This window comes from Entomomonas asaccharolytica, assembly GCF_016653615.1.
Lineage (GTDB): Bacteria > Pseudomonadota > Gammaproteobacteria > Pseudomonadales > Pseudomonadaceae > Entomomonas > Entomomonas asaccharolytica.
In genome coordinates this window covers 666,988-691,460 of sequence record NZ_CP067393.1, presented here as the reverse complement: position 1 = coordinate 691,460, position 24,473 = coordinate 666,988, and the positions used below count along the sequence as shown (strand labels likewise).

Below are 24,473 nucleotides of genomic sequence, written 5' to 3'. Positions count from 1 at the left end.
TATTTGCCTTAATTATTCAATAACTTTAGGTACAAGGTAAAGCCCATCACTTACAGCAGGGGCAATTGTCTGATAATCGTCACGGTGATTTTCTTCTGTCACCATATCTGGGCGTAACCGCTGAGTTGCTTCTAATGGATGTGCTAATGGTTCCACTCCATTGGTATTAACGGCCTGCATACGATCAATTAATTTCAAAATATTATTTAAGGTCGTTGTCGTTTCCGCCAAATCATTATCATTTAGCTTCAAGGCCGCTAACTGGGCAATTTTTTCAACATCTGTTTGCTCAAGTGCCATTAATATCTCCAGCTATATATAATTTTTTTTAAATGGGATACAATTTCCCCATGTATAAATTACACAAAAACCATTACAATTTATCACAATACTGATTTTCGCTAAATCTATTCCTTAATCATCATGGAATAAATTTCGTTTTACAATTGTTGATCTATTGTACAGATTATTCTTTTTAATTAAAAACTAGAGTTCTTACTTTTATGTTTAACGTCTTCAAAAAGTTACGTGGTTTCTTTTCCAGTGACCTATCAATTGATTTAGGCACAGCTAATACACTGGTTTATATTCGTGATCGTGGTATTGTTTTAAATGAACCTTCTGTTGTAGCAATTCGTCATCAAGGTAATCAAAAAACTATTGTTGCTGTTGGTACTGAAGCAAAACAAATGCTTGGTCGTACTCCAGGTAATATTTCTGCTATCCGTCCAATGAAAGATGGTGTTATTGCCGACTTTGAAGTATGTGAAAGTATGCTTGAATACTTTATCAATAAAGTACATGAAAAAAGTTTATTACCTCCCAGCCCTCGTATTTTAATCTGTGTTCCTTGTAAATCTACTCAAGTGGAAAGACGTACTATTCGCGACGCAGCATTACACGCTGGCGCACGTGAAGCTTATTTAATTGAAGAGCCTATGGCTGCCGCTATTGGTGCAGGTTTACCAGTAGAAGAAGCGCGTGGTTCTATGGTTATTGATATCGGTGGTGGTACTACTGAAATCGCTCTTATTTCATTAAATGGCGTGGTGTATGCCGAATCTGTGCGCTTAGGTGGTGACCGTTTTGATGAAGCCATCGTGACCTATGTACGTCGTAACTATGGCAGCCTTATTGGTGAGTCTACTGCGGAACATATTAAACAGCAAATTGGTTCTGCTTTCCCTGACCCTAACGGTGAAATTCGTGAAATTGAAGTAAGAGGCCGTAACCTAGCCGAAGGTATCCCACGTTCTTTCACACTTACTTCAGCTGAAGTGCTAGAAGCTTTACAAGAATCTTTAGCTACTATTGTACAAGCTGTAAAAAGTGCTTTAGAACAGTCTCCTCCAGAACTAGCCTCCGATATTGCTGAGCGTGGCTTGGTGTTAACAGGTGGTGGCGCATTATTACGTGATTTAGATAAATTAATCTCTCAAGAGACTGGTCTTCCTGTTATTGTGGCAGAGGATCCACTCACTTGTGTAGCTCGAGGTGGTGGTAAATTATTAGAAATGATAGATCGTCATGCAATGGATCTATTATCTACTAATCCTTAATCTAACATGTAGATATATTTTTCAACAAAAATATATCTACACTATTCCATCAGTAGAGCTATACTCTCTATCTATTTTATAGAGGGGGATTATTATTAAATCTTTATTCCCTAGGGGACTTTCCAAAAGATTTAAAGCCATAGCATTGTCTATTTTGGCTATAGTTGCTATGGTTATAGACGCTCGCTTTGAAGTTCTTACACCTGTACGCAATAAAATAGGTATAGTCACCTCTCAACTGTATGCTGTTACTAATATCCCTAATAAAATATGGGGTACTATTCAAGAACAATTTTCAAGTCACAGTGAATTGCTGGCTGAAAATGAACGTTTAAAAGCACAATCCTTATTATTAGAACAAAAACTACAAAAATTAGCCTCGCTTACAGAGCAAAATGTCCGTTTAAGGGAATTATTAAACTCTACTAGTTTAGTTGATGAAAAAGCGGTAGTTAGTGAACTTATAGGTATTGATCCAAACCCTAGCACCTTCCGTTATTTAATTGATAAAGGCAGTAGTGATGGCGTTTTTATAGGGCAAGCCATATTAGATGCCAAAGGTATTATGGGTCAAGTAGTTGATGTTATGCCTCATAGTGCATGGGTATTGCTGATCACTGATAATAATCATAGTATCCCTATTATGGTCAATCGTAATGGTTTACGAGCGATTGCCACAGGCACAGGTGAAGATTTACTAGAAATTCGCTATGTGCCCAATAATGAAGATATTCAAGTTAATGATCTTTTAGTAAGCTCTGGTTTAGGTGGCAACTTCCCTGCTGGTTACCCTGTAGCTATTGTTTCTAAAATTGAACATGATAACGGTACGCCCTTTGCCACTGTTTACGCCAAACCAACTGCGGCGCTTAATCGTAGCCGCTATGTATTATTAATATTTACTTCACGGCAAATACTCGATAATAATCATGACACTGATACGTCAGAATCCCAACAAACACCTGTACAGGAAGAGATAACGCCATGACAGCACATCATCTTAGAGGTGGCTGGGTTATTTGGACCAGTGTACTTGTTGCTTTATTACTAAGCATTACACCTCTTCCTCAAGCCCTTAATGCCTTTCGCCCATTGTGGGTTGCTTTAGTATTTATTTATTGGTCCTTATTCCTACCCCATCGAGTGAGCATGGTAGCCGCCTTTATTTTTGGTGTACTACTAGATGTTATGGTAAACAGTTTACTAGGTCAAAATTCGCTTGTTTTAGTGTTAACTGTGTATTTTAGCTTACTCTTTCAACATAAAATTAGACCACAACCTATTCTCAGACAAACCATAATGATCTCTGTTATATTAATATTAGGGCAATTAATTCAACTATGGATTAATGTTTTAACAGGGATTTATCCGAGTAATTTCAGTATTTTTGATTATATCTTCCCTATTATCACCAGTGCTATTATATGGCCATGGTTAGCTGCAGCGTTAAGAGCTTTACGGATAAGAATGGGGATTAACTAATGACTACCCTTTATCTTGCCTCAGCATCCCCCCGTCGGCAAGCACTGCTAAAGCAAATAGGTTTAACCTTTTCAATTATTAACACTGATATAGACGAAACACCGTATAACAATGAATTACCAGCAGACTATGTACAGCGTTTAGCTATTGCTAAAGCTAAAGCAGCTTTTACCCTACTATCTGACCAACAACAGCAAACAGCTTGTATCTTAGCAGCCGATACCACTGTTAGTATAAACAACAAAATTCTTGGCAAACCGCACTCACAACAACAAGCTATAGCCATGTTAGCTGAGTTATCCAATAAAACTCATAAAGTTTTTACCGCAATCACTTTATACTATCAAAATCAATTTATTAATCAGGTTATTACCACTGAGGTAACCATGCGCGCCATCTCTGAAGAAGAGGCTATAGCTTATTGGCAGACAGGGGAACCTAACGATAAAGCAGGTGGATATGCTATTCAAGGACTAGCAGCTATGTTTATAGAAAAGATACAAGGTGATTACTATTCTGTGGTTGGTTTGCCACTATTTGCAACGACTCAATTATTAAAGCAAGTTGGTATTTATCCACTCAATAAAGAATAATGAATAGGACAACTCATGAGCACTGAGATTTTTATAAATGTCACCCCCATGGAAACGAGAGTTGCTTTTGTAGAAAACAGTATTCTACAAGAAGTATATATGGAGCGTACCCTTAAACGAGGTATTGTTGGTAATATTTATAAAGGTCAAGTTATTCGTGTACTGCCTGGAATGCAGGCGGCCTTTGTGGATATAGGTTTAGATAAAGCTGCTTTTATTCATGTCGCAGAGCTTACTAACCGTGAAATTGACCAACCACAAGAAGAAGACATTACCAAACTATTGAAAGAAGGTCAGCATCTACTGGTACAAGTTACCAAAGATCCCATAGGAACCAAAGGTGCCCGCTTAACAACCCAACTGTCCCTACCATCGCATTATCTCGTATATATGCCACAAACAGAACATATTGGCATTTCCCTTCGTATCGAAGATGAACTTGAACGAGAACGCCTTAAACAATTGGTTACTGAATGCATTAAAGAAGAATCACAAATAGAGGGCGGTTTTATTATTCGTACTGCTGCTGAAGGTATTACTAAAGCAGAATTATTAACAGATATTCGTTATCTCAATAAACTATGGAGTCAAGTTAAAAGCAATATTGTCAAAGCTCAAGCCTCTTCATTGATCTATGAAGATTTACCTCTAAATCTACGTATAGTACGTGATTTTATGAATCCTACTATTCATAGAGTATATATAGACTCCCAAGAAACTTTCCAAAAAGCTGAACAATTTTTGCAAGAGTTTCTGCCTGAGCTTAGTGATCGTCTAAAACTCTATATGAATGACCCTCCTCTTTTCGATATTTACGGCATAGAGCAAGAACTACAAAAAGCGATTGAAAGAAAAGTATCTCTTAAATCAGGTGGTTACTTAGTCATTGATAACACAGAAGCAATGACAACCATAGACGTCAATACAGGTGGCTTTGTAGGGCATAAGAACCTTGAAGAAACTATTTTCAAAACCAATCTTGAGGCTGCCACAGCTATCGCTCGCCAACTAAGACTACGTAATTTAGGCGGTATTATTATAATTGACTTTATTGATATGGAAATTGAAGAACACCGCGATCAAGTCTTACAAACACTACAAAAAGAGCTAGAAAAAGATCACTCCAAAACCAATGTACTTGGATTTACAGAACTTGGACTCGTTCAAATGACACGCAAACGTACCCGTGAAAATCTTGAGCAAACCCTCTGTGAGCCTTGTTTTCAGTGTCATGGTAAAGGTACCTTAAAAACTTCAGAAACAGTTTGTTATGAAATTTTTAGAGAAATCATGAGAATTGCTAGGGCTTACCCCACTAATCGTTATTTAATACTCGCTAACCAAAAAATTGTTGATCGCTTACTTGATGAAGAATCTAACAATGTGGCAGATCTTGAAACATTGATTGGCAAAACCATTAGTTTTCAAGTAGAAAATCTCTACACACAAGATCAATATGATGTTGTACCACAATAATGGCATAAACAATGACGCAGAGTAATCCAAAAATCACAACTAAAGTACGCAAGCTAATTACTAGCTGCTTATTGTTGTTATTGGTACTCGTAACCCTGTACGTCAGTATTGCTAGGCAGCTAGTTGTTTGGGTAAGTGACTATAAGTTTCACCTACAAAACAAACTTTCTGAAACTTTACATACCCCTGTAACTATCGGTGAGCTAAAAGGTAGTTGGGACATTTTTTCCCCTACCCTAACTGCTTATAATGTTCACATTGGCGACCATGAGCAAAAACTAGAAGTTGATCAACTAACACTTGAAATCGACGTTCCACAAACCATTTTAAATTGGCAAGTGCGCATCGCTACTGCCCATGGTGAAAATTTAAAACTACAAATCCGTGAAAATAAACCTGATATCTGGTCAATAGGTGGTATCCCTAGACAAAAAGACCCTATTACACCTGAGATAGTACTCACACAACTGCAACGCTTTACCAAAATATCTATTAATAATAGTACAATTAGTGTCCATCCTTACCGCTACCCTACCCGTACCTTTACCCATGTAAATGCTACTTTAACTCATTTCACTGATGAAAAAATGCGCTTAGATGGCATACTCTATGTGAATGATGATAAGCCTCTTATTCTTTCAACAACAGCTACTATAGTCCCTGAAGATTGGCAGAATTTAAAGGGTACATTGTACGCTGATATTCCTTATCTTGATTGGCATACATGGTTACCTGAAGAAATCGAATTACCACAAGAGCTGAAAAAATTAACCATAGGCGGTCAACTGTGGGCTACTATAAAAAATGGTCAATTACGCTCAGCCACTATAGATACTAAAAATAGCCAATTAGTTGTTCAGCAAGAGAAGAGTCAAGCTGTCGCAATTAAAGACCTTACCATGCAAGCATGGTTTGATGCTTATCGACAAGAATATATAGGATTGCAGGTTAAAGACTTATCTTTTACCCTTGATAAAACCCCGTTCACAGGTCTTGATCTGCTATTAACCCGTCATACAGTTGATAATCAACAACAATGGAACGCTCAGGCAAACAGCATTAATATTGAGCAATTTATTCCTCCAGTACTAGCACTAGCCCCTCTTTCTAAAGAGATACAAGAAGCAATTAATACAGTATCTCCTAAAGGGATTATTCAAAATTTAAATATACAATGGCTACCTGAAAAACCACTGATTGAAAGTTTAAGTTTTATAGCTGATGTTAAAGATCTATCTTTTAACCCTTATAAAGATACGGTAGGTGCAGGTAACATTACTGGAAAAATTCAGGGAGGTATTAATAGCGGCCACCTTGATCTTGATGCAGATGACTTTTCACTTTTTATTGCAAAGATATACAGCAAGCCTTGGCTCTACAAGCATGCCAAAACCACCCTCAATTGGTCATTCGATGGTAATATTGTCAGCATTTTTAGTCATCTAATGCAACTTAAAGGTGATGAAGGCGATTTAGCTGGTGATATGATGATTCGTCTTCATCCCTATGATGGTATTAAAGACTACATGGATTTACGGGTTAATATTACCAATGGTGATGCTAGCTATACCTCAAAATATATTCCTTCAAAAGCAGATATTGATCCTGAATTAGTACATTGGTTAAATACAGGGATCAAAAGTGGTGATATTGAGACAGGCTTTTTCCAATATCAAGGTTCACTCGATAAAAGAACACCTGCCACAGCGCATAGTTTATTACTGTATATGAAGCCTAAAAATGCTGAAATTAATTACCAAGCACCATGGCTACCTATCAAACAAGTCGATGGTGAGGTTTTCGTAGAACCTTCTGGGGTACGCATACTAGCCGACAAAGGGGTTATTAGTAACAGCCAATTAACTGATATTAAAATCAATATTCCCCATGTGGCTAATCCAAAAATTACCCATCTCTATTTAGCGGCTAATATTAATAGTACACTTGATGACACACTACATGTATTAAAAAGTGCTCCCCCTGAAATATCTCATGTATTTAACGAATGGCAAGGTTCGGGTAAGCTAACAGGCAATTTAAAATTAGATATTCCTTTCAAAAAACATCATCAGCCAGTTGTTATTACTAGCTTTACTACAAAAGGGGCACAATTAAATCTACAACATCCTATCCCACCCTTAACCAATATATCAGGTAGCTTCCATTATGACAGCACTCAAGGCTTAAGCAGCCAATCAGTTAGTGCGTTTGCTTTAGGTAACCCTGTTACTGGTACTATCACAGCTAAAGGCAGTCATGGTGAACCGCTTTCTTATATAAAGCTGAAAGGTAATATTGATATTATCAAACTGGCCGATTGGTATCTTATGCCGCATAAAAAATGGCCTTTTTCAGGAAAAGCACCTTATGACTTAGAAATTTGGATAGGAGAAAATAATCAATTAAAAGTTTCTTCTAATCTACAAGGAATTGCTTTAGATCTTCCTGCTCCTTTTACAAAATCAGTCCAACAAGAGCAGAACTTCACCTACCAAATGGATTTTGGCAAACAGCAAAATACACGACTACAATTCAACTATAGCTCTATTATTAGCGCTGCCATTAATATGGATGAAAGCCAGCAAAATATGCAGGGTGAATTATTAATAAATCAAGGAAAAGCTGATTTTTCAACTAAAAAAGGACTGCAAGTTCGTGGCAATCTAAGCCAAGTAAATCTCGAACAGTGGAAAAAACTTTACGACAACTATTTATCAAACTATACATCCAAACAGAATAATAAAATAACCAGTGTTAATACTAATACACTACGAAGTATAGATCTGCGTATAGGCAAGGTTACAGGTTTCAACCTTCCTTCCCAACAAGCTGCTCTCTATTTACAACCAACAGGTGAGCAAGGTTGGAGGCTTGATATTGACAGCCCATCAATAGCAGGGCGCGTTACAGCTCCACAAGTTAACAACCTGCCCTATTATGTTGATTTGAAATATTTAAAAGTACCCAAAACGCTTGTTAGCTCATTAAAAGAACAAAATCCTATCAATAACTTTAGTGCAGATAATATCCCTGATCTAAACCTATCTATTCATCAATTATTTTTAGATGAGGAATTAATTGGTACTGTTAATTTTAACAACCACACCTCTAAAAGAGGATTAACCATTTCAAATATTGCTCTAAATCTTAAAGGGTTACATGTTAATGGAGATTTAGATTGGCAAATAGGCAAACAAACTTCTTTTAATGGAACACTATCAGGAAAAAATCTCGAAGAGATTTTAGCTAGTTGGGATATAAAACCCAGTGTTACTGCTAAATCTTTTAAAGTAGCGATTAATGGCTCATGGCTTGGTACACCTGCCGACTTTTCCCCAGAACACTTCAATGGAACGCTAGCACCAGAATTAAAATCTGGTCGTTTACTGAGTGTTGATGGATCTTCCACTAATATATTACGTATTTTTGGTATTCTTAATTCAGAAGCCATCAGCCGACGCTTACGTTTAGATTTTACCGACCTCTATAAAACTGGACTTACTTACGACAGTATTAAAGGTGAATTTAAAGGTAATAATGGTGTGCTCCAAATTGACAAACCTTTTGTGTTTGAAGGGCCTTCTATGATTATGTCCATGACTGGACATATTAATCTGCAAAACCAACAAGTAGATGCTAATCTTAAAGTGGGTATTCCCTTAGGTTCTAATATTTCTATCGCTACCCTAGCGGTTGCGCCACCAGTTGGTGGAGCGATGCTGATAGTAGATTACTTTCTTGGCAATGAACTGATGAAATTAGTAGCAGTTAACTACAGTATTCAAGGTAATTGGAACAATCCTACCATCACCTTAGGAAGCCATTAACCATCTTTAATTATTATAAGCTAATCTTTACCGTTTATCTTACTAATCACATCTTCAATAGACTTATTCTACTCATAAAAAAACCCGCTATAAAGCGGGTTTTCTTTGTAACTAAGCGATTATTACTCAGCAGCTTGCTGTTGAGTTTGCTTAGCCAATTTTTCTTTAATACGAGCTGCTTTACCAGAAAGCTCACGTAAGTAGTAAAGTTTCGCTTTACGCACATCACCACGACGTTTAACAGTAATACTATCAACGATTGGGCTATATGTTTGGAAAGTACGTTCTACACCAACACCACTAGAAATTTTACGAACAGTAAATGCACTGTTTAAACCACGGTTACGCTTACCAATTACAACGCCTTCAAAAGCCTGTAAACGTGTACGCTCACCTTCTACCACACGCACTTGTACAACTACTGTGTCACCTGGCGCAAATGCAGGAATTTCTTTGTTCATTTGTTCAGCTTCTAGCTGAGCAATAATTTTATTCGTCATGTTAATGCTCCTAAGGTTGCCAACTGGCTAACCATCGATACGTTTACTATCGTTCTGTTGGTCGAGGTATTCAGCCAACAGCTGTTGTTCTTCTCCAGAAAGCGAGCGGCTATCCAGAAGATCAGCCCGACGTTGCCAAGTTCGCCCTAAAGCTTGTTGTAAACGCCAGCGCCGGATGTGTTCATGGTTACCACTAAGTAGTACCGCTGGAACACGTTGCTCATTATATACTTCAGGTCGTGTATAATGAGGATAATCTAGCAAGCCATTCATAAATGAATCTTGCTCTGCCGATTCATTACACCCCAATGCACCTGGTAACTGACGTGTAATGGCATCTATCATTACCATAGCAGGTAACTCACCGCCTGATAATACATAGTCACCAATCGACCATTCTTCATCCACAAAGCTTTCTATAAACCGTTCATCAATACCTTCATAGCGACCTGCTATCAATATTAATGCTTGTTCCTTAGCTAGCTGTTGCACAGCTACCTGTGTTAGCTTATTACCTTGTGGTGATAAATAAATTACTTTTGTTGTTGGTGGTACATGTTTTTTTGCTTCTAATAACGCCGCTTCAAGCGGTGCTATTTTCATTACCATACCTGGTCCACCACCAAAGGGACGATCATCAACCGTATGATGACGATCATGGGTATAGCTTCTAGGATTATGACAATTTAGGGTCATTAGTCCTTGTTTTACAGCACGACCTGTAATGCCATGGCCAGTAATAGCCTCAAACATTTCAGGAAAAAGGGTGATGAGTTCAAATTGCATGGCCAGTTGCCTGTTTGTTAAAACTCTGCATCCCAATCAACTTGAAGTTCACCTGCTGTTAGATCAACATTCAATACACATTGATCTATATAAGGGAGCAACCGCTCTCTATCATCAATACTATTAACACAAGGTTTAACCACTAATACATCATTAGCCCCTGTTTCTAACAGGTGATCAACTTGACCTAACAATTGGCCTTGTTGCGTAATGACTTTTAAGCCTTGTAATTGGTACCAATAATACTCGTCACTTGCCAGTTCAGGTAACTCATCACGATAAACACAAATTTCAGAATCTATCAAACTTCTAGCTTCATCTCGATCAGTTAGCCCTTGTAATTCGGCTACGAGCACTTTGCCTTGTATACGACCACTTAGTAGTTTAACTGTGGTTTGTTCATTTTCCCTACGTAATATCCAGTTCTTATAATCTAGAATGTTATCAATAGGGTCGGTAAATGAATAAACCTTTACTGCACCACGAATACCATGTACAGAAACAATCTTACCTAATACAACTAACTCTTTCTCAAGCATGACAATGCTATTGATTAAGCAGCAGTTTTAGCAGCTTCCTTTAATAAGCTAGCAACGCGATCAGAAATTTGTGCACCTTGGCTTTTCCAGTAAGCAACACGCTCTTGATCAACGTTTAATCTTACTTCACCACCAGCAGCGATTGGGTTAAAGAAACCTACACGCTCAATGAAACGACCATCACGTGCATTACGGCTGTCAGTTACAGAAATATAATAAAAAGGACGCTTTTTAGAGCCGCCACGTGCTAAACGAATAGTTACCATGAAGATATTATTCCTAAATTAGTTAATTATGTAAAAATACATAGCATATAAAAGGTGGCATATTTTATAGGAAGTTGAGATTTTTGCAAATGGCTTTTTCAATTCATTCACAAAAATCTCATTCTTTTATTAATTCCACCGAATTAACAATGAGTTAAAAACGACGACCAGCACTACCTTTTGGTAATACATTGCTCAAACCACGAGCCATTTTCGCTAAGCCGCCCTTACCCATTACTTTTTTCATCATTTTTTGCATTTGTTTATGCTGCTTGATTAACCGACCAACATCTTGCACTTGAGTACCAGAACCCTGTGCAATACGACGTTTACGAGAACCATTGATAAGCTCAGGATCTCTACGTTCTGCCATGGTCATCGAGTTAATAATCGCTTCCATTTGCACAAACTGCTTATCAGCAACATCTTGCTTATCAGCCATCGCTGCTAAATTAACGCCACCCATCATAGGTAATTTATCCATTAAACTACCTAAACCACCCATATTTTTCATTTGGCGTAGTTGATCGCGGAAGTCTTCTAAATCAAAACCTTTACCTTTTTTGATTTTACGCGTTAATTTTTCAGCTTTTTCTTTATCTAATTTTTGTTCAGCTTGTTCAATTAAGCTGAGCATATCACCCATACCTAAAATACGGGTGGCAACACGTTCAGGATGGAAAGGTTCTAACGCCTCTGTTTTTTCTCCCATCCCCAAGAACTTGATAGGTTTACCCGTAATAGCACGTACAGATAAAGCTGCACCGCCACGTGCATCACCATCTACCTTGGTAAGAATTACCCCTGTTAAAGGTAACGCATCATTAAAGGCTTTTGCTGTATTAGCAGCATCCTGTCCTGTCATGGCATCAACCACAAACAACGTCTCTACAGGATTTATGGCAGCATGAAGGCTTTTAATCTCACCCATCATTTCTTCATCAATATGAAGACGACCTGCTGTATCCACTAATACAACATCAATAAATTTTAACTTAGCTTCTGCAATAGCCGCTTTAGCAATATCTACTGGTTTTTGCTCGGTGGTAGAAGGGAAAAAAGTTACCTCTACTTCATTGGCTAGTGTCTCAAGCTGTTTAATCGCTGCTGGGCGATAAACGTCAGCAGAAACCACTAATACTGTTTTTTTCTTACGCTCTTTTAAGAAACGGGCTAATTTTGCAACTGTAGTTGTCTTACCAGCCCCTTGCAAACCAGCCATTAAAATTACAGCAGGAGGCGTAGCATTAAGCGTTAAATCTTCATTAGCTGAGCCCATTAACTGTTCTAATTCAGCCTGTACGATCTTAACAAAAGCCTGACCTGGAGATAGGTTCTTTAATACCTCAGTACCAATTGCCTTCTCTTTAACTTTTTCTATAAAGTCTTTTACAACAGGCAATGCCACATCAGCTTCTAATAAAGCCATCCTTACTTCACGTAAAGTACCTTGAATATTTTCTTCAGTTAGCTTTGCCTGCCCAGTTATATGACGAAGTGTCTTGGAAAGGCGTTCGGTTAAATTATCAAACATGAAACTCGTCCAGTGATGCCAAACATATAAACGACTATTATAGTAGGTAATTACTAATTGCTGAAAGCATTATCTTGAACTTATTAATAAGTTGTGATCAATTTTACAACTTTCTTATGGTTATTTAGGAAAATATTGCTTTTGAGTTTAATCAATTTTTTAGTATTTAATTTATAAAAAATACACGATCAATTTTTTTTAAATAATTTATTTGTTATTAATTTTATTAATATTTTTAACAAAACATGGATTATATAAATCGCCATATCATTACTATGCAAAATATGCATATCACATACACTATTTGCATATCATAAAAATAAACATATAATGCATTCCCTTTCTTTAAAACTTTTATAAAAGCAATTAAAAATAAATCACTAGGATTAAGTTATGAGTAAACATGAAACATCTGCCTTAGGAATGGCCCATCAACAAATAGATAAAATCGCTTCTTTTCTTAAATTAGATCCTGCCATTCATACTATTTTAAGAGAGCCACAACGTTGTTTAGAAGTATCTATCCCAGTTACTATGGATGATGGATCCGTACAACTTTTCAAAGGCTTTCGCTCCATGCACTGCAATGCTATAGGTCCTGGTAAAGGAGGTATTCGCTACCATCCTGATGTTTCAATGGATGAAGTTAAGGCGTTATCAATTTGGATGACATTTAAATGCGGTGTGTTGAATTTACCATATGGGGGAGGTAAAGGCGGCATCATTGTAGATCCTAAAAAGCTTTCTAAAGGTGAGTTAGAACGTTTAACCCGTGGTTATATTCAAGCGATAGCACCTGTAATAGGTGAGCTAGAGGATATTCCTGCACCTGATGTAAATACTAATCCAAAAATTATGGGCTGGATGGTTGATGAATATATCAAAATCCGTGGCAACCACTTTGGTGTATTAACAGGTAAACCTCTTGTATTAGGTGGTTCTGAAGGTCGTGTGGCGGCTACAGGTAAAGGAACAAGTATTGTTGTAAGAGAACTATTACAAAGACTTGATATTAATATTAAGGGAGCAACCGTTGCTATTCAAGGCTATGGTAATGCAGGCTCTTTTACTGCACATTTCCTACACGAGTTAGGTGCAAAAATTATTGCAGTTAGTAATAGTAACGGTGGTATCTATAATCAAAATGGTTTAGATCCTAATAATTTAGACCAAGCCATCGCTGATAATAAAACACTTCAAACACTTGAAGGTGTAACTCAAATATCCAATGCAGAACTACTTGAGTTAGAGTGTGATGTTCTAGTACCTGCGGCATTAGAGAATCAAATTACTGAGGACAATGCTAACAACATTAAGGCAAAAGTGATTGCAGAAGCCGCTAATGGCCCTGTTAGCCCAGAAGCAGACGAAATTCTGCAAGCTAGGGGGATTGTTGTAGCTCCCGATATTCTTACTAATGCAGGTGGTGTAACTGTTTCTTACTTTGAATGGGTACAAAATCGCTTTGGTTTATACTGGACTGAAAAAGAAGTTAACGATCGTTTAGAAGAAGCAATGGTTCGTTCTTTCAACAATGTATGGAACATGTACCAGAACCATAACCAAGCAGCTACTTTACGTATGGCGGCTTATATGGTTTCTATTGATCGTCTTGCAAAAGCTATTAAAGCACGTGGCTGGGTAAAATAATTATCCTACTCACTTTTAAAAAGGCTACTTAATAGTAGCCTTTTTTATTTACTCAACTTATTTCTAAATAGCTAATTAGCTATAAGTTAAACATAACAACCACTAACAAACGTGTAAAATGAGATTACTATTTACAAACTAATCACTATAATAGCCCTTTTCAAATACCACCAAAGGTAGTAGTTAGCCTGTATGACTCGGCAAACAATACGCAGTATTTCCTACATTGTCGGTTTTTTTCTTGTTGCACTCTCAGTTAGCATGTTAGTGCCACTGGCTACTTCTTTTATTTTTGAACACACCGCCAACGATATTGCTGCCTTTTTCTGGTCTTCCCTCGTTACCTTTTTTGCTGGCTTTTTAATGATTAAGCAAAAAGGGTCACTACAAATACAATTACGTCCAAGAGATATGTATTTTCTTACCGCCAGTAGTTGGATTGTAGTGTGCATATTTGCAGCATTACCGATGACCATGATTAGTCATATTAGCTATACCGATGCTTTTTTTGAAGCAATGTCTGGTATTACTACAACGGGCGCGACTGTTTTATCTGGCTTAGACAATGCAGCACCTGCATTATTAATGTGGCGCTCTATGCTACATTGGATTGGTGGTATTGGCTTCATCGTCATGGCAGTAGCCGTTTTACCTATGTTACGTATTGGTGGTATGAGACTGTTCCAAACCGAATCTTCTGATTGGTCAGAAAAGGTCTTACCCCGCTCCCATGTTATTGCCAAATATATCCTTGTTATCTATGTATGTTTTACTATGGTAGGCATCTTAGCCTTCTGGTTAGCAGGTATGCCTGTGTTTGACGCTGTCAACCACGCCATGAGTTCAATTGCCACAGGTGGATTTTCAACTTCTGATGCATCCTTAGGCAAATTCTTACCCGCTACCCACTGGATTGCTATTATTCTTATGCTGTTAGGTAGCTTACCGTTTACCCTCTATGTAAGTACACTACGTGGCAATTACACAGCATTATTTAAAGATGAACAGGTGCGTGGCTTTATCACTATTCTAGTGATTAGTTGTGTAATGCTGAGTTTCTGGTTCTGGAAAAACAGTGGTAATTCATTTATTGATTCGGTGCGCATTGCTTCAGTGAGTGTAGTTTCTGTTATCACTACCACTGGTTTTGCTGTAAATGATTATAGTCAATGGGGTAGCTTTGCCATGATTATTTTCTTTTACCTTACCTTTTTAGGGGGTTGTTCTGGGTCAACAACAGGTGGTCTAAAAACTTTCCGCTTTCAAGTTACCTTAAGATTACTATCTGCCAACTTAAAACAACTTATTCATCCTCGTGCAGTGATTCCACAAAAGTATAATGGTCATAACCTTGATGAAGAAATTGTTCGTTCTATTTTAACCTTTACATTCTTTTTTGCTTTTATTATCGCTATTATTGCTTTATTCTTGGCCTTTCTAGGCTATGATATGGTGACTGCATTAAGTGCGGCAGTAGCTACCGTCTGTAACGTTGGGCCTGGACTCGGTGAAATTGTGGGCCCTGCAGGCAACTTCTCCACATTACCTGATATAGCTAAATGGGTACTTTCTTTTGGTATGTTATTAGGTCGGTTAGAAATTATTACTATTTTAGTATTGCTAACACCTAGCTTTTGGCGTTATTAATGTAACTTGTATTACCCAAAATTCCATCTATTGAATTTTAAAGATAATACCCCATCTATATAACAATAATCTTAGATACGGATACGTTATGACTGACAAAAATCAAGCGGATGAAGTAATTATAGAAGCAGAACATACGCAGCCAAGCAAGCAAATCGCTGTGCCTACGCCTTCTTACCCTGAAAAACTATATATTATTCCTATTCATAATAGGCCATTTTTCCCTGCCCAAGTATTACCTATCTTAGTCAATGAGGACCCTTGGGAAAAAACGCTGCGTCGAGTGGCAAAAACAGAACACCACTACGTTGCTATTTTCTACACAGAGGAGCCTTTTGATGAGAACTTTAATATAGAAAGCTTACCTCAATGTGGCACTTTAGTAAAAATTCACCATGTAAGCAAAGAAGACGATAAATTACAATTTGTTGCGCAAGGTATTACGCGTGTTAAAATTAAGGGCTTCTTAAGCCATAAGCCACCTTATTTAGCAGAAGTTGAGTATCCTAAAAATATAGAAGACTCTAGCAATGAAGTAAGAGCCTATGGCATGGCTGTTATTAATGCCATCAAAGAACTACTACCACTCAATCCTTTATACAGTGAAGAGTTAAAGAACTATCTTAATCGTTTTAGTCCTAATGAGCCCTCTCCTTTAACTGATTTCGCTGCTGCTCTTACTACTGCACCTGCCCCAGAATTACAGCAAGTATTAGATACCATTCCTATTTTAAGGCGAATGGAAAAAGTGCTTCCGTTACTACGTAAAGAAGTAGAAGTTGCTCACATACAAAATAAACTATCGATTGAAGTAAACGAAAAGATCAGTAAAAATCAACGTGATTTTTTCTTAAGAGAACAGCTTAAAATTATCCAACGTGAACTAGGTATCACTAAAGATGATAAAAGTGCCGATGCAGATGAATTTAAAGCGCGTTTAAAAGATAAAGTTCTACCTGAGCAGGCGCAAAAACGCATCGATGAAGAGTTGCATAAACTATCTTTATTAGAAACGGGTTCACCTGAATACGCTGTTACACGCAACTATCTTGATTGGGCTACTGCTTTACCTTGGAGTATAATGGGTAAGGATAAGCTAGACCTTAAGCATGCTCAAAAAGTACTGGATAAACATCATGCAGGTTTAGAAGATGTTAAAAATCGTATTTTAGAGTTTTTAGCGATAGGAGCTTATAAAGGTGAAATTAATGGCTCCATTATTCTCCTGGTTGGCCCACCTGGTGTGGGTAAAACTAGTATTGGTAAATCTATTGCTGAATCATTAGGTCGTCCGTTTTATCGCTTTAGTTTAGGTGGTATGCGAGATGAGGCAGAGATTAAAGGACATCGTCGTACCTACATAGGTGCACAGCCTGGTAAACTTGTACAAGCATTAAAAGAAGTACAAGTTATCAATCCCGTCATTATGTTGGACGAAATTGATAAGTTGGGTCAAGGCTATCAAGGTGATCCTGCTTCTGCGTTATTAGAAACATTAGATCCAGAACAAAATATTAACTTCTTAGACCATTACCTTGATTTAAGACTCGACTTATCTAAAGTACTGTTTGTTTGTACCGCAAATACTCTAGATTCTATTCCAGGGCCGTTATTAGACCGTATGGAGGTGATAAGCCTTGCTGGTTATATCACTGAAGAAAAGCTAGCCATTGCTAAAAAACATCTATGGCCTAAGCAATTAGCTAAAGCGGGAGTACCCAAAGGAAAGATCACCATCACTGACAGTGCTTTAAAAGCTATTATTGAAGGTTATGCGCGTGAAGCAGGTGTTCGCCAATTAGAAAAACGTTTAGCTAAAGTTATTCGTAAAAGTGTTGTGAGTCTGCTAAAACAACCTGAGCTTACTATCAAAATCACCCATAAAAACCTCGAGCCACTATTGGGTATGCCCATTTTCCATAATGAACAAGTTTTATCTGGTGTAGGTATTATTACTGGATTAGCTTGGACAAGTATGGGAGGAGCTACCTTGCCCATTGAAGCAACCTGTGTACATACCTTGAATAGAGGTTTTAAACTAACAGGGCAATTAGGTGATGTAATGAAAGAATCCGCTGAAATTGCCTACAGCTATATTACTTCTCATTTAAATGAATATAAGGCAAACTCCGAGTTTTTTGATAAAGCCTTTGTTCACTTGCATGTTCCAGAAGGTGCAACACCTAAAGATGGTCCTAGTGCGGGGGTTACTATGGCAAGCGCACTGCTATCACTCGCCCGTAACCAAGCCCCTAAAAAAGGGATAGCAATGACAGGAGAATTAACCTTAACTGGCCAAGTTTTGGCTATTGGTGGTGTGAGAGAAAAAGTGATTGCAGCTCGTCGGCAAAAGATCATGGAGCTTATATTGCCTGAGGCTAATCGAGGACATTATGAAGAACTTCCAGATTATTTAAAACAAGGATTAACTATCCACTTTGTTAAAACCTATAAAGATGTAGCGAAGGTATTATTCAGTTAATAATTTATTACATTTTTATTGATCTACAGAATACAAAAGTTACGATCTGTTGGTTAAGATAAGCGCTACTTTAATATGGCTTATCTTAACCTCTATGATCAAAAGAATAATATTTCGTTTAATAACTACGGCATTACTCACCTTTTCTTTAGGTGCTTGTACCACCATTTCAACCACTAAAACGATTACTAATAAGAATTATCAGTCACTGTGTAATCCTCTCACTTTAAAAAAGAACCAAGAATTTAATGTTGTTCTACCTAGCAGTGCTTATAGCGGTTATAAATGGCAACTTGAGAATAATGCAGCCACTATTTTACAACTTGAGAAAAGTCATATCATAAATGATGAAAACCCAGAAAACCGCCTACATAGACAAGAAACTATCTGGAAATTCAAAGCAATTGATGCAGGCACAGAAACCCTCTCGTTTATTTATCAACTAGATTGGGATAGCAATATAGAAGATAATCAACGCATACAATGTGAAATTAAAGTGAACAACAATTAAATTATTGTATTTTATCTTTCGAAATATGGTATAAATGAAACATATATCTTTCGAATCGAAATATACAAATGCCACAACGTAATACCCAACAACGCCGCAATTATATTATTGATCAAATAACTTCAAGAGGAGAAGTATCTGTTGAACAACTATCCGCAGAATTTAACACCTCCGAAGTCACCATTAGAAAAGACCTGAATGTCCTTGAAAATGAGGGTAAATTACTAAGGCGTTATGGTGGCGCTGTTCGTCTCCCTAGTCATACCACAGAATTATTAGTTTCCCAATATAAACAAGCTATTGCCCAACTAGCCAGTCAACTTATCAAAAACAATAGTCGCATTGTTATTGATAGTGGTAATACTACATCAGCCCTTGTTCCCTTGCTTGCAGAGAAAAAAAATCTGCTGGTAATGACCAATTCATTAAAAGTAGCTAATCAACTACTTACCTTAGAACCAGAACCTACCTTATTAATGCCGGGTGGTACATGGGATCCAATTTCTGAATCTTTTCAAGGAAAAATTGCTGAACAAGTATTGGAATATTATGACTTTGACCAACTTTTTATTGGTGCAGATGGTTTAGATTTAGCGCATGGAACAACAAGTTTTCATGAATTATTAACACTATCACGAGCGATGGCAAAGAATGCCCATCAAGTTATAGTTATGCTAGAAGCTGATAAAATTGGCCGTAAGATACCAAATATTGAATTAACATGGGATCAGATAGATATTCTTATCACTGATGACCGTTTAGATAAAACTATCCAAAAACAAATCACAAAATGTGGTGTACAACTTCTATGTGCTACGCTACCAGACTCAGAGGATATTTAACATGTGTGGAATTGTAGGTGCTATTGCTGAGCGTAATGTTACCGCACTTTTAATTGAAGGATTAAAACGATTGGAATATCGTGGCTATGACAGTGCTGGATTAGCTATTATTGATAATAAACAAAATCTGCAAAGAGTTCGTCGCACAGGTAAAGTTAACCAACTTGCACAAGCATTACAACAAGACCCTAGCTTTACTGGCAAAGTGGGAATTGCCCATACACGTTGGGCTACTCACGGTGCACCTACTGAACAAAACGCTCACCCACACTTTTCACATAATCAAGTATCTATCGTACATAATGGTATTATAGAAAATCATGAACATTTAAGAGAACGTCTTATCAGTCTTGGTTATCAGTTTACTTCACAAACGGATACAGAAGTTATTGCTCACCTACTGCATTATAAACTAACAGAAATTGGAGATCTAACCGCTGCCATTAAAGCAACTGTTAAAGAACTACATGGTGCTTATGGTTTAGCAGCTATGTGTGTACAACAGCCCGACCGTATTGTTGCCGCTCGAAGCGGTAGCCCATTAGTTATTGGTCTGGGTATAGGCGAGAACTTTTTAGCCTCTGACCAGTTAGCATTAAGACAAGTTACTGATCGTTTTATTTACCTAGAAGAAGGTGATATTGCTGAAATAACCCGTGATACAGTCAAATTATGGGATCAACAAGGGCGAGAAGTCCACCGCGAGATTATAGCAGCCCAAGAAAATGCTGAAGCAGCGGATAAAGGCGAATTTCGTCATTTTATGATGAAAGAAATTTATGAGCAACCAACCGTCATACAAACAACGCTTAATGGTCGGATTACTGACAATGAAGTCAATATACAAAGCTTTGGTCCTAATGCAGAACAACTTTTTACACAACTTAAAAATATACAAATTGTTGCCTGCGGTACTAGCTATCATGCTGGCTTAGTGGCTCGTTATTGGTTAGAAGCGTTGGTTGGCATTCCATGCCAAGTAGAAGTAGCCAGTGAATTCCGCTATCGTCGAGTAGCTGTACAACCTGATACATTATTTATTACTATCTCCCAATCAGGTGAAACAGCAGATACCTTAGCCGCCTTACGTAATGCTTTTGCTGAAACATATGCCTCAGGTAACTATTTAGATAGCTTAACCATTTGCAACAACCCTACCAGTTCTCTTGTTAGAGAGTCAGGTTTAACATTACTTACTAAAGCAGGGCCAGAAATTGGTGTAGCCTCTACTAAAGCTTTTACAACGCAACTAACTGCTTTATTACTACTAACAATTGCGCTAGGCAAAGCGCGAAAAACACTTAAGCCTGAATTAGAAGAAACATTAGTAAAAGAACTAAGACGTTTGCCCAGTCGTATTGATGAAGCATTAGCCGCCAATAAGACCATTGAAAAGATAGCTGAATGTTTTTCAGAAAAACACCATGCACTTTTCTTAGGTAGGGGCGCTCAATATCCAGTAGCAATGGAAGGGGCTTTAAAGTTAAAAGAAATTTCCTATATTCATGCTGAATCTTACCCTGCAGGTGAATTAAAACATGGTCCATTGGCACTCGTTGACGCTGATATGCCTGTTATTACAGTTGCCCCTAATAATGAACTAGTAGAAAAACTGAAATCAAATTTACAAGAAGTACGTGCTCGTGGTGGTGAACTTTTTGTATTTGCTGATGAAACCATTGATATCAAAGAAGATCCATTTACTCATGTGGTGAATATGCCCCATATCCATGATGTATTATCACCCATTCTCTATACTATTCCACTACAGCTTCTTTCTTATTATGTTGCTATTTTAAAAGGAACCGATGTAGATCAGCCTCGCAACCTAGCCAAAAGTGTCACAGTAGAATAAGTATTGTAGGATCATTAAATAAAAAAGGGATTAACTGATAACCAGTGAATCCCTTTTTTTTACAGCTATCTATTAAAACCTATAATTTATACCCGCTTTTATAGCATTATTTTCTAATTTATTACCAAACTGTCCCTGATAATTAATACCTATTGTCGTGTTTGGTGATAAATTGTATTCAGCTCCTAGTTCAGCAATAACTGCATCTCGAGTAATAGGCGCGCCATTGATATTAAAATAATCACTGCCCTTAAATTTCAGATCAGTATCGGCCTTAAGGTTACCAAAAGCGTGCTGCCAGCCTGTGCCTAAAACTAATTTTACTTTATCTGTAGCTTTAAATTTAGCTCTAAAGCCTGTTGTAGAAAAAGTAACCTGGTTTTCGCCACTGCCTTTTAACGCAGTAACATTATTACCTTCATTAAGACGAGTAGTTACATAAACATGTGCCACATTCAAATAAGGTTCAACCTGTAGCTGATTAGTAACATTAACATTTTTACTTAACTCAACAAAACCTTGCACTAAATGTCCATGATAACTATCTTGATTTTTCTCTTTAATATTACCCACTTCAACACGGCGATCAGTACGAAGATTTAAATAGGCATAATCTAATCCCGTTCTTAAACTAATACCATGATCAAATTCTTTACCTAAGTAAGCGGCAACATGATAACTATCAATTTCTGCATTACTACGACGTCCTTTATTGAGATCAATATTATTATGCTGATAACCTAACGCTAAACCAAATTGAGTGGTTTCATCGAAGGCTTTGTCATAACCGACCATCATTCCAAATACGTTATTGCCTAGCTTAGCAGCATTATTATCACTACGTAAGTTTTCTGTAGCACCCCATGTAGCTAGCCATAGACCTGCCCCTTTCGTTTCAAAACGATCTAATAAGTGTTCATTAATAGCATCTCTTACATAGCGATCATTTATCAAAGCTGCTTGAGCACTTGCATGAATTTCACCACTCAAATTATCATAAGCATTACGTGCTCCTAAAGCACTCATTGACAATATCTCGGTGACAATTGGATGGGTAGCAGGCAAAGTAGATATACCTTTTGCCGTTTGCTTTTGATTACGAGTAATAGCTATGTCTGCAAAGCCTCTACCATTACGCGTTAAAATTAAATTAACCTGATTTAACACACTATAATCTAAAGAAGCGTTTAAGAAAGCTAAATCTACAGTCACCCCATCAAATCTATCTGTAGCGGTCAGATTATTATCTGCCTCTAAAATAGTGTATAAGGTGTTTGCCTGCCATGTTCCTGCGCCAGCCTTAACAACTACTGTGCCACCATTAATAGTTGCTGTTCCTGTACCACTAGTGCCTGTTGCTGTTACTTTAATTAAGTCATTATTATTATCAGGATTGGCTTGAGCTATATAAGTTGAACCACTTGCAAAAGTTATATCCCCTACAGTCAAGGTACCTAATGAATTATTACCGGGTGAGATTGCAGCCCCACTATTAACTGTTACTCTACCTTTTACTATACCATGACCACTTAATGTGCCACTATTAACATCTACCGTGCCATTAATAGTAGTACCGTCATTAGTAGCACCTACTATTAAATTACCATCTGTAATACTCCAGTTAGTTCTAACATTCGTAGCGGTGGTGTTGCTAAGTATCCAATCATAACTACCTTGCTTCTCAAAAGTAGAATTATTCCAGCCAGTACCTGTAATTTGGCTAAGATCTAGGGTATTACCTACACTGTCTTGTGTAGCATTGACAATAAAAGTCTGGTTACCTGAAATAGCATATATTTCACCTATAAAAACTCCACCACTATGTAGCTCTATTATATTGCCACTAGTCCCTAGTTGTACGGCTATAGGATTTGCTCCACCCGTACCACCAGCTATAGTTCCTGCATTGATTAAATGAATTGTAGTATTACTATCAACAAATACACCCTTACCACCATTTCCTGATACTGCATTACCACCCTGAATGATACCTGTGTTTTCAATTAAAACAGTACCATTGCTATTGGTTGTATAAATACCATGGCCTGCTCTATTACTTCCTAGTGAATTACCACCAGAGATAAAACCACTGTTTTGAATACTAGCTGAGCTATTAGATTCAATAGCAATACCTGCGCCACCTCTACCATTAGCATTACCATAGATATCATCACCAGCTATAATATTTCCTGTATTAATAATTGTGCCTACATTAGCATTACTAAATAAATACAGGCCATTGCTGCCCATGCGAGCGTTTCCACCCAATATATCCCCATTATTGGTAAGCGTTGTGATATTTATGTTTTCTAGAATGATGCCATTACCGCCACCAGCACCTGCTGCAGAACTATCAGCTCCTTCACCACCTTGTAAAGTACCATTATTAGTTAAACTATTTAAACCGATACCACTGCTATTATCAATTTCTAAGCCATGACCACCGCCTGTGCTATAACCTTTTCCACCCACATAACTAGTTGTGTTATCGATAACGCTATCAGCATTGGTGCCACCATCTATAGTAAGTAGAAAACCATTACCACCTACACCGAATGTTGGTGTTGCATCACCTCCCTGCCATAATCCTTGCGTTAAATTATTATCTGCTGCACCTACCACACCATCAGCAGCAAAAACTGAAGAATTTAATGATATAGTAAGTGTTAAAAAGCAAATAGCATACTTCATGTTCATCCGAGATACCTCCTCCCTATAACTTCAGAAAATCAAAGGAATATATTTTCCTTTCTTCTTTCAAAACTGAACAATTTGCCAATTTTGAAAAAAATAATTTCCCCCCATGTTGTTAAAACATAGATTGTATTGTTCACCAAAACTATGAATGTGGCACATAATAAAAAATTTTTCAGAAAACATTTAGCTTTGGTTAAGCTATATTCATGAAAAACTAAGTTTTTATT

19 protein-coding genes are annotated in these 24,473 nt (G+C 37.4%); 12 read left to right on the top strand and 7 right to left on the bottom strand.

The features are described 5' to 3' along the window. Positions 1 to 12: 12 nt before the first annotated feature. Positions 13 to 300, bottom strand: coding sequence for an Asp-tRNA(Asn)/Glu-tRNA(Gln) amidotransferase subunit GatC (gene gatC, locus JHT90_RS03085; protein WP_201093958.1), 288 nt, complete (start codon positions 298 to 300; stop codon positions 13 to 15). 203 nt (positions 301 to 503) lie between these two features. Between gatC and JHT90_RS03080 the strand changes: the two genes are divergently transcribed. The 6 genes from JHT90_RS03080 to JHT90_RS03055 all read left to right on the top strand — a co-directional run bounded on the left by JHT90_RS03080 (position 504) and on the right by JHT90_RS03055 (position 8,937). After that, positions 504 to 1,559: a rod shape-determining protein gene (locus JHT90_RS03080; RefSeq protein WP_201093956.1), complete on the top strand. Its 1,056-nt coding sequence runs from the start codon at positions 504 to 506 to the stop codon at positions 1,557 to 1,559. Positions 1,560 to 1,698: 139 nt separating this feature from the next. Beyond that, positions 1,699 to 2,547 carry a rod shape-determining protein MreC gene (mreC, locus tag JHT90_RS03075; protein WP_236254084.1) on the top strand — a complete coding sequence of 283 codons (849 nt, stop codon included), beginning with the start codon at positions 1,699 to 1,701 and terminating at the stop codon, positions 2,545 to 2,547. Next, entirely contained in the window at positions 2,544 to 3,041 is a 498-nt protein-coding gene (mreD, locus tag JHT90_RS03070; RefSeq protein WP_201093953.1) for a rod shape-determining protein MreD, read from the top strand. The genes mreC and mreD overlap by 4 nt, the downstream gene beginning before the upstream one ends. After that, on the top strand, positions 3,041 to 3,634 hold the full coding sequence (locus tag JHT90_RS03065) for a Maf family protein (protein WP_201093951.1): 594 nt from the start codon (positions 3,041 to 3,043) through the stop codon (positions 3,632 to 3,634). The genes mreD and JHT90_RS03065 overlap by 1 nt, the downstream gene beginning before the upstream one ends. 15 nt (positions 3,635 to 3,649) lie before the next feature. Next, the gene (gene rng, locus JHT90_RS03060; RefSeq protein WP_201093949.1) at positions 3,650 to 5,110 is read left to right on the top strand and encodes a ribonuclease G; all 1,461 of its coding nucleotides are present in this window, start codon (positions 3,650 to 3,652) and stop codon (positions 5,108 to 5,110) included. 11 nt (positions 5,111 to 5,121) lie between these two features. Then, positions 5,122 to 8,937 carry a YhdP family protein gene (locus JHT90_RS03055; protein WP_201093947.1) on the top strand — a complete coding sequence of 1,272 codons (3,816 nt, stop codon included), beginning with the start codon at positions 5,122 to 5,124 and terminating at the stop codon, positions 8,935 to 8,937. A gap of 122 nt (positions 8,938 to 9,059) precedes the next feature. Here JHT90_RS03055 and rplS read toward each other — a convergent pair whose 3' ends face one another. The 5 genes from rplS to ffh form a co-directional block, all read right to left on the bottom strand. Continuing rightward, the gene (gene rplS, locus JHT90_RS03050) at positions 9,060 to 9,437 is read right to left on the bottom strand and encodes a 50S ribosomal protein L19 (RefSeq protein ID WP_201093940.1); all 378 of its coding nucleotides are present in this window, start codon (positions 9,435 to 9,437) and stop codon (positions 9,060 to 9,062) included. Between the two features lie 27 nt (positions 9,438 to 9,464). Then, positions 9,465 to 10,223 (bottom strand): tRNA (guanosine(37)-N1)-methyltransferase TrmD, encoded by a 759-nt coding sequence (gene trmD / locus JHT90_RS03045; protein WP_201093934.1) that lies wholly within the window; start codon positions 10,221 to 10,223, stop codon positions 9,465 to 9,467. A 17-nt stretch (positions 10,224 to 10,240) separates the two neighbouring features. Next, positions 10,241 to 10,762, bottom strand: coding sequence for a ribosome maturation factor RimM (gene rimM / locus JHT90_RS03040; protein ID WP_379971804.1), 522 nt, complete (start codon positions 10,760 to 10,762; stop codon positions 10,241 to 10,243). A 14-nt stretch (positions 10,763 to 10,776) separates the two neighbouring features. Continuing rightward, complete coding sequence (rpsP, locus tag JHT90_RS03035; protein WP_201093932.1) at positions 10,777 to 11,028, bottom strand: 30S ribosomal protein S16; 252 nt, start codon at positions 11,026 to 11,028, stop codon at positions 10,777 to 10,779. A 154-nt stretch (positions 11,029 to 11,182) separates the two neighbouring features. Next, complete coding sequence (ffh, locus tag JHT90_RS03030) at positions 11,183 to 12,562, bottom strand: signal recognition particle protein (RefSeq protein ID WP_201093924.1); 1,380 nt, start codon at positions 12,560 to 12,562, stop codon at positions 11,183 to 11,185. Positions 12,563 to 12,955: 393 nt separating this feature from the next. Here ffh and JHT90_RS03025 point away from each other — a divergent pair, with 393 nt between their 5' ends. The 6 genes from JHT90_RS03025 to glmS all read left to right on the top strand — a co-directional run bounded on the left by JHT90_RS03025 (position 12,956) and on the right by glmS (position 21,549). Further along, positions 12,956 to 14,212: a Glu/Leu/Phe/Val family dehydrogenase gene (locus JHT90_RS03025; protein WP_201093922.1), complete on the top strand. Its 1,257-nt coding sequence runs from the start codon at positions 12,956 to 12,958 to the stop codon at positions 14,210 to 14,212. A gap of 192 nt (positions 14,213 to 14,404) precedes the next feature. Beyond that, positions 14,405 to 15,859, top strand: coding sequence for a TrkH family potassium uptake protein (locus JHT90_RS03020; protein ID WP_201093920.1), 1,455 nt, complete (start codon positions 14,405 to 14,407; stop codon positions 15,857 to 15,859). 88 nt (positions 15,860 to 15,947) lie between these two features. Then, the gene (lon, locus tag JHT90_RS03015) at positions 15,948 to 18,341 is read left to right on the top strand and encodes an endopeptidase La (RefSeq protein WP_201093918.1); all 2,394 of its coding nucleotides are present in this window, start codon (positions 15,948 to 15,950) and stop codon (positions 18,339 to 18,341) included. Positions 18,342 to 18,435: 94 nt separating this feature from the next. Beyond that, positions 18,436 to 18,852: a protease inhibitor I42 family protein gene (locus JHT90_RS03010; RefSeq protein ID WP_201093916.1), complete on the top strand. Its 417-nt coding sequence runs from the start codon at positions 18,436 to 18,438 to the stop codon at positions 18,850 to 18,852. Positions 18,853 to 18,920: 68 nt separating this feature from the next. Further along, positions 18,921 to 19,694 carry a DeoR/GlpR family DNA-binding transcription regulator gene (locus tag JHT90_RS03005; RefSeq protein WP_201093914.1) on the top strand — a complete coding sequence of 258 codons (774 nt, stop codon included), beginning with the start codon at positions 18,921 to 18,923 and terminating at the stop codon, positions 19,692 to 19,694. 1 nt (position 19,695) lies between these two features. Further along, positions 19,696 to 21,549, top strand: a complete 1,854-nt coding sequence (glmS, locus tag JHT90_RS03000) for a glutamine--fructose-6-phosphate transaminase (isomerizing) (RefSeq protein ID WP_201093912.1) — start codon at positions 19,696 to 19,698, stop codon at positions 21,547 to 21,549. Between the two features lie 72 nt (positions 21,550 to 21,621). Here glmS and JHT90_RS02995 read toward each other — a convergent pair whose 3' ends face one another. Continuing rightward, entirely contained in the window at positions 21,622 to 24,246 is a 2,625-nt protein-coding gene (locus JHT90_RS02995; RefSeq protein WP_201093910.1) for an autotransporter family protein, read from the bottom strand. Between the last annotated feature and the right edge of the window lie 227 nt (positions 24,247 to 24,473).

Excerpts from the sequence above, each read along its gene's own strand:
- gatC (WP_201093958.1), bottom strand. The coding sequence starts at position 300 with ATGGCACTTGAGCAAACAGATGTTGAAAAAATTGCCCAGTTAGCGGCC.
- JHT90_RS03080 (WP_201093956.1), top strand. The coding sequence starts at position 504 with ATGTTTAACGTCTTCAAAAAGTTACGTGGTTTCTTTTCCAGTGACCTA.
- mreD (WP_201093953.1), top strand. The coding sequence starts at position 2,544 with ATGACAGCACATCATCTTAGAGGTGGCTGGGTTATTTGGACCAGTGTA.
- JHT90_RS03065 (WP_201093951.1), top strand. The coding sequence starts at position 3,041 with ATGACTACCCTTTATCTTGCCTCAGCATCCCCCCGTCGGCAAGCACTG.
- rng (WP_201093949.1), top strand. The coding sequence starts at position 3,650 with ATGAGCACTGAGATTTTTATAAATGTCACCCCCATGGAAACGAGAGTT.
- JHT90_RS03055 (WP_201093947.1), top strand. The coding sequence starts at position 5,122 with ATGACGCAGAGTAATCCAAAAATCACAACTAAAGTACGCAAGCTAATT.
- rplS (WP_201093940.1), bottom strand. The coding sequence starts at position 9,437 with ATGACGAATAAAATTATTGCTCAGCTAGAAGCTGAACAAATGAACAAA.
- trmD (WP_201093934.1), bottom strand. The coding sequence starts at position 10,223 with ATGCAATTTGAACTCATCACCCTTTTTCCTGAAATGTTTGAGGCTATT.
- rimM (WP_379971804.1), bottom strand. The coding sequence starts at position 10,762 with ATGCTTGAGAAAGAGTTAGTTGTATTAGGTAAGATTGTTTCTGTACAT.
- rpsP (WP_201093932.1), bottom strand. The coding sequence starts at position 11,028 with ATGGTAACTATTCGTTTAGCACGTGGCGGCTCTAAAAAGCGTCCTTTT.
- ffh (WP_201093924.1), bottom strand. The coding sequence starts at position 12,562 with ATGTTTGATAATTTAACCGAACGCCTTTCCAAGACACTTCGTCATATA.
- JHT90_RS03025 (WP_201093922.1), top strand. The coding sequence starts at position 12,956 with ATGAGTAAACATGAAACATCTGCCTTAGGAATGGCCCATCAACAAATA.
- JHT90_RS03020 (WP_201093920.1), top strand. The coding sequence starts at position 14,405 with ATGACTCGGCAAACAATACGCAGTATTTCCTACATTGTCGGTTTTTTT.
- lon (WP_201093918.1), top strand. The coding sequence starts at position 15,948 with ATGACTGACAAAAATCAAGCGGATGAAGTAATTATAGAAGCAGAACAT.
- JHT90_RS03010 (WP_201093916.1), top strand. The coding sequence starts at position 18,436 with ATGATCAAAAGAATAATATTTCGTTTAATAACTACGGCATTACTCACC.
- JHT90_RS03005 (WP_201093914.1), top strand. The coding sequence starts at position 18,921 with ATGCCACAACGTAATACCCAACAACGCCGCAATTATATTATTGATCAA.
- glmS (WP_201093912.1), top strand. The coding sequence starts at position 19,696 with ATGTGTGGAATTGTAGGTGCTATTGCTGAGCGTAATGTTACCGCACTT.
- JHT90_RS02995 (WP_201093910.1), bottom strand. The coding sequence starts at position 24,246 with ATGAACATGAAGTATGCTATTTGCTTTTTAACACTTACTATATCATTA.